The organism is Bradyrhizobium sp. Ai1a-2 (assembly GCF_000426245.1).
Taxonomy (GTDB): domain Bacteria; phylum Pseudomonadota; class Alphaproteobacteria; order Rhizobiales; family Xanthobacteraceae; genus Bradyrhizobium.
Genome location: NZ_AUEZ01000167.1, coordinates 1 through 5,536, shown reverse-complemented (window position 1 = coordinate 5,536; position 5,536 = coordinate 1). Strand labels below are relative to the sequence as shown.

At 60.9% G+C, this 5,536-nt stretch carries 10 protein-coding genes; all 10 read right to left on the bottom strand.

Annotated features, from left to right (window positions below; all coding sequences use genetic code 11):
- A partial coding sequence (locus tag K288_RS48835) for a hypothetical protein (protein ID WP_043162297.1) occupies positions 1-509 on the bottom strand: 509 nt, incomplete at its 3' end.
- A gap of 240 nt (positions 510-749) precedes the next feature.
- Complete coding sequence (locus K288_RS0142260; protein ID WP_152535964.1) at positions 750-1,016, bottom strand: hypothetical protein; 267 nt, start codon at positions 1,014-1,016, stop codon at positions 750-752.
- Positions 1,017-1,166: 150 nt separating this feature from the next.
- A complete protein-coding gene (locus K288_RS0142255) occupies positions 1,167-1,862 on the bottom strand; it encodes a hypothetical protein (RefSeq protein WP_027584708.1) in 696 nt (231 codons plus the stop codon).
- An 8-nt stretch (positions 1,863-1,870) separates the two neighbouring features.
- Positions 1,871-2,695: a hypothetical protein gene (locus K288_RS0142250; RefSeq protein ID WP_027584742.1), complete on the bottom strand. Its 825-nt coding sequence runs from the start codon at positions 2,693-2,695 to the stop codon at positions 1,871-1,873.
- A gap of 1 nt (position 2,696) precedes the next feature.
- Positions 2,697-2,990: a hypothetical protein gene (locus K288_RS0142245; protein WP_027584706.1), complete on the bottom strand. Its 294-nt coding sequence runs from the start codon at positions 2,988-2,990 to the stop codon at positions 2,697-2,699.
- A gap of 7 nt (positions 2,991-2,997) precedes the next feature.
- A complete protein-coding gene (locus K288_RS0142240) occupies positions 2,998-3,306 on the bottom strand; it encodes a hypothetical protein (protein ID WP_027584741.1) in 309 nt (102 codons plus the stop codon).
- Positions 3,307-3,310: 4 nt separating this feature from the next.
- Positions 3,311-3,622, bottom strand: a complete 312-nt coding sequence (locus K288_RS0142235) for a hypothetical protein (protein WP_027584740.1) — start codon at positions 3,620-3,622, stop codon at positions 3,311-3,313.
- Between the two features lie 17 nt (positions 3,623-3,639).
- Positions 3,640-4,050, bottom strand: coding sequence for a hypothetical protein (locus tag K288_RS0142230; RefSeq protein ID WP_152535963.1), 411 nt, complete (start codon positions 4,048-4,050; stop codon positions 3,640-3,642).
- Positions 4,051-4,174: 124 nt separating this feature from the next.
- Positions 4,175-4,384 carry a head fiber protein gene (locus tag K288_RS48830; RefSeq protein WP_201449818.1) on the bottom strand — a complete coding sequence of 70 codons (210 nt, stop codon included), beginning with the start codon at positions 4,382-4,384 and terminating at the stop codon, positions 4,175-4,177.
- Between the two features lie 46 nt (positions 4,385-4,430).
- The gene (locus K288_RS0142220; RefSeq protein WP_152535961.1) at positions 4,431-5,345 is read right to left on the bottom strand and encodes a hypothetical protein; all 915 of its coding nucleotides are present in this window, start codon (positions 5,343-5,345) and stop codon (positions 4,431-4,433) included.
- Between the last annotated feature and the right edge of the window lie 191 nt (positions 5,346-5,536).

Sequence of the window (5,536 nt, the reverse complement as noted above, 5' to 3'; positions counted from 1 at the left end):
TGCGGCAGGAACTGAGTCAGGTAAGTGCTCTGGTTGGTCGAACTGAGCGGCGTAGGCCGGATGGTGCCGATCACTTCGAGCAGATACCGATCATCCGGCCACTGAGGCCCCACGATGATGGCTTGGTCCGTAATCATCGCGTAGTTCGTCGGGACTCCCGTGAACGATTGATCGCCGCCAACCGCATCGAGATAATCGCGCGAAACAGGGGTCAACTGGTTTCGCTTGCCTGTGCCGACCGTGTTTGAAGCGCTGGCAGGCGTAATCAGGTTGATGCCGTTCGTGACGATGATTGTGCCGTTGCCGGTCGGCAGGATGAAATCTCTACTGCCTATGGTCAGATGCCCGCTGATGCGCGTAACGGTGTTCAGCAAGTCCAACTCGGCATAGAGCCGCTGTTCGGCGTAGTCGATCGCGGACGAGAGAATGCCGGTGAAGTTTGGATCAGCCGGGGCTTCGACGATCGCATTCGCGACCGCTGCTACCCACGAGTCAAACGTGTAACTCATCTCTCAAATTTCCGTGGATACCTTTACGCCGGACACCGGCTCAGTTATCCCGCCGCCGCGCTGGCGCAGGATGCCAAGCTACGAGATGACCCGACTCCGTGAAGTGCTGTTCTGGCTCGCCATCGCCATCTGCATGGCGAGCCTACTTAAGTTGCGGAAGCCAGAGCCCTTGCCTTGCTCTGGTCCGGTCGATGAATTGTTCTCGCCCTGCGTTCGGCCCGACCAGCCAATGCCGCCCATTTAGCGGCTCGCGAAGTCGTTGGGGTCGGGGAGCGCTTCGTCCGCGCCATCCACCCTCGCCGCCTCTTCCGTCACATCTTCCGCAAAGAACCCGTTTGGCGATGACGCGTCGGTGATCGTCGTACCGCCCGCATCGTCCGACGCGAACGGCTCCGGAAACGGCCGGTAGACCGGCATCGGGTCCGGAGGAATGATGATTGTCTTCAACTGATGTTGCGGGATGTCGTAACAGGTCCGCGTGCAGATATAGAGTTCAAGGTTCTGCATCTTCACGCCCGCCCATTCGTATTGCGGGACGAGTTCGGAGCGCTGATACCAGAGGCCGCAACGCTGGCAGACGCCAATGGCTTGAGGATTGCGAGGGCTGACACGAGCCCTACCGGTAGGATGCCAAGGCCCAGACATTGCAGCCCTCGCCTATTGGTTGATTGTGTAGTTTCCGATTTGCGGGACGATGAACAAATCGGGGTCCGTTTCCACATCCTGAGTCGTCGCGACCTTCCACGCCTCTTGCATGTCGGTCTTGCGCGCGTTCTCAACTTCCGGCTTCCAGATGCGTGAAAGCCGGTGCGCGAGTTCTGCCACCATGCAGTCTTGGAAGCGGTAGGGCAGTTCGGGCATCTCACCCGCGACGATGTTCGCGTCCTGAATTTGCCGCACGCGGTAATAGTTGAGGATCATCGTCCCGGTCGCATCCGGCACTTGCCAGAGCGTGATCGTCGGATTGATGAGCCGGTCAAACCAGAACACCGACGGCACCGCCTGCACCAGCTTATTCGGAAACGATGCATACTCAGTGCGCGAGATCGGGAAGATAAGCCGATCGCTCTCAGGCGCACCCGGAAACGACAGATAGGCGTCAAGAATCTGGATGGTCGAAGGATCAACGGTGTAGGTTTGCTGCCCTTGGATCAGCGGCACCGAAATGAGATCGACGGTCCAGAGGTTCGGCTGCAAGTTCGAGAACTTCGACAGCATCAGGTTCGTTTCGGTGAACGCATCCTGCATGTGCTCGGGCAGGATCGCCGTTCGCCGAACCTGAATGCGCGAGTACGCGGCGACCGCGAGGCCCGCGCCACTCAGACCAAAATTGAACGTGCCGCTCGTTGTCATGGCAGCGCCTAGTGGAACGTCCAGGCCGTGCCATTGCAGAACACCGGCACAGTCACAGCACCGCCGCCCGTCGCAGGAACGGTGCCGTTGTAGGTAGGAGAGATCGCGTCCGTCACAGCCGCCAGCGTTCCCTCTGGTACAGCGCCCCCACTGCACGATGGCAGGGTTGCCACCGTAAACAGTGGAAGGGCAAGGCCGCCCGCCACGGTGACAACGCCAGTCCCCTTTGGGGTCAGCCCAATGCTGATATTCGTGTCACTGCCCTGCGTAGAAATCCTTGGAGGCGAGCCGGCGGCATTGCCCATCGCGATGAGGTTATTGCCGCCCGTGGCCTGCGATTGAACGGTAAGCCCGCCGCTGCCGGCATTGAAGACGACGCCGGTCACGGCTTCGGCGGAAGCGCTTCGAGTGGCGGTGAGCCACGCCGTTTGAACGGTGTTGTTATCCCTGAGCGCTCTGAAAACGAGGCTTGTGCCGGCAGGCGCGGCAACGACATCCCACGTTTTCAAGTCGGTTGGCCCGGCTGAATTGCGAATCGCGAGCGACGCATTGGCGCCAGTTGTCGCCGTGTTTTGGATAACAATGCTTGACGTCGGTCCGGAAACCGCCGTGCCCGACGACACCAAGAGCGAGCCGCTTGGCGCATGAACCGCGGCAACGGACGGATTCGGATAGGTGCCGGCGAGATCGCCGCCAGCCGTGCCAGTTGGAGAGCCGCCCCCACCGCCGCCGCTGCTGCCGCCTCCGCTACCCGCAGGCGGGAAAATCTGCGCCTCAACAGGCGCGATCATCAGCCCGATCGCGAGCGCAAGTGCGATGATATATCGGAGCATGTCAGCCCTCAAAGATCGCGACGCTCGAAGCGTCGGCAGAGACCACCCAAAACGGGTTGGATGGAATGAAATCATCCTGCCAGAGCAGGAAGCCGCCTTGACCGGGAGCGGCACTGCCCATCGGGGCAAGCACAATCCCGGTCGTTGGTGTCACGGTCGGATCAAGGCCGATCGACACTTCTCCACCGCCGATGTTCTGGATCAGGAGATAGTTGCGGAGCGAGTTGCCCGGCAACGCCTGCGCAGCTACCGGCGTCGTCGGAACGACCGTCAGCCTCAATTCGCCGTTTGCCATGACGGCCTCACTGCGCCGTTACAGGCGGCGTCGGCGCGGCCTGGACCGGCGCGGCCGGTGCCGCGGTCGAAACCGGAGTCTCGATCGCAAGCTTGACCGCCTTCACCTTGGCCTCGACGTTCGAAAACGTGGTCTCGACGGCGGCAAGGTCCGATTTCAGATCGCTGACGATGGCCTGGGCATCCGCCTTCCAATTGACCAGCGCGCGGCCAACGGACACGAACCAATCCTTGAAGTGCCAGACGAGAGCGCCGCCGACCAAACCACCGATCACGAAACCGATGGAAGCGGCGAACATATCAGGAGCGTCGAACATGGTTTTACTTCCCTCTCCATTTGCGAAAACGATCGTACCAACGCGGCTCGCCGAGCTCGGTAGCGACCGCTGGCGCGGGAGCCGCCACAGGAGCGCTTGTCGAAGCCGCCTGTGCGACCGGAGCCTTGTCCTGCTTCTTGGCTACCGCCTTCTTGTGAGCCTTCGCGACGGCCTTCTTGGAAGCCGCCACGGGCGCAGTAGCCGGCGTGATCGAAACCACGACCGGGGCCGAGACCGGCGTATCCACCGGAGCCGGAATGGACGCGCAACCGGCAAGGCCGATCGCGAGTCCTGCAATGATGAGAACTTTCCGCATTTGTCACTTCCCCTTCTTCACTCGTCCGCTGGCACCCTGCCAAGGAACGGAGCCGCGACCGTGAACGTCCCGCCGCATTCGACACCGGCCGGAAACGAAATCTGGAATGCGCTCGAAATGTTCGTGAGCGAGCCGCTCGACACGACAGCCGCGGGCTGGTTAGTGGGCGATGATGGATTTGGCGATGCAGCCGCCGTGCGAGCAACGCCCGCAAACTGCGATCCATCAGGATAGTTCGAGTTCGCGTTGACCGCAGTGATCGGCATCGTTGTAGTTGCGCCACTCGCCGCCGCGATCAATGCCAAGTTCTTCGTGTCGGACACTTCGAAGTCCCACCACGACTCGTAGACGTCGCCCGCCGCATCGCCGGTAAAGTTGATGACGTTGCGAAGCGTCACCAGCGTGGCTACGGCACTCGTATCCTTCAAAACCCTGATCCGTGGGCTCGGCCGCATGAACAAGGCCCGCATGCGATCGGGCTTACAAAAATGGCGGCCTCACCAGAGGCAAGGCCGCCGAGTCACTCTCTCGCGTGCGAGAGAGGCGTTGAATTTAGGAGTTCTTCATCAGTCCGGCCGTGCGAAGCGCGGCGAGGAGCGCATTGAAGTTCTCTTGGGTCGGCGCGGCCGTCAGATCGGCCATCGCCGGCATTTGCTGAGAGCCACCAAGCGCCGTTTGCTTGGCTGCCAACGCCAGGGCTTCGGTGGGGATCGCGGTCGGGTTGTTCGGATCGCCCGTCGTGAACCCGCCGTCGGCGTGCATTGTGCCAGTGATCCGCGTCTGTTCGGTTAGATCATCAGCCATTGGCTTAGCTCGTCGGGTTCGATCCATAGGCGCAACGCGGCTCGTTGAACGAGTAGCTGTTGCGCTGATAGCCCTTCACCAGAAGGTTGTCGGTCGAGAACTCAACCGACATATCGGTTTCGTAGGGCACACGGTTCATGTAGACAAAACCGTCTTGGTTGGTCTGCAAGAACCACGCGAACATCGAAGTCAGATAGTTCCAGACGAGATAGCCGTCCGGAATGCCGCCCTGAGTCGACAGGATGGCGTTGACATCGTTGTTTGCAGTGCCCGGCCGCAGTTCGGTCTTGAGCAGGCGGATTGCCACCGGCTCAAGCTGCGGCGGGATGATCAGCCGACGCGGCTTCGCGTTCATGCGCTGGTTGGCGTTGTCGCGGAAGTTCGCGTTGACGGCAACCTGTGCATTGAGCAGCGAGGTCTCGTTGAGCGAGGCGGCCGGAGTCGCCATGTTCGAGAACGAACCGCCATCGACCGGATGCGCCGCCGAGAACAACGGCTGATTGTCGCCGCCAATGGCGGGGTTCAGCACGAAACCGCTGTTCAGCACGTCCGCGGCGAATGCCTCGTTGGTGCGGTCGAACGCCTCGTTAAGGCCCATCACCGACGGGCCAAATTCGGTCTTGTACAGGTTGTCGTCGATCGCCTTGCGAGTGATCGCGAACATAACGCCAAGCTCGTTATGAGTCTGGTTGTACGTAAACCGCTGACCGGGCTGGTTATCAGCCGAGGTCGGTGCGCCTTCCTGCTTGATCAACGCCTGCGCGATGTAGCGCATGCTGGTTGACTGTTCGAGCGCCATGTTGGACTTGCGCTCTTTGAAAATCTGCTTGCGAACAGCGGGAAGCTGATCGTACCGGCCGGTGAGAGCCCACAAGCCAGGGAGAAGCAGATTGCGGATTTGCGAGAGTGCTACGGGCATCTATCCCTCCCCTTAGACGACAGAGCGCCGAACAAAGTTGTTCGGAGCGACGATGACGAAGTTGCCGGCAGCGGTGTTGTCGATGCCGTTCGTCACCTCTGAGGGGGACACGAAGTCTGAGAGCAGGCCCACGACACGGAAAGCGTCGCCACCGGCCACAACCGAAGCGGTGCTAAATCCGGTCAACGGAG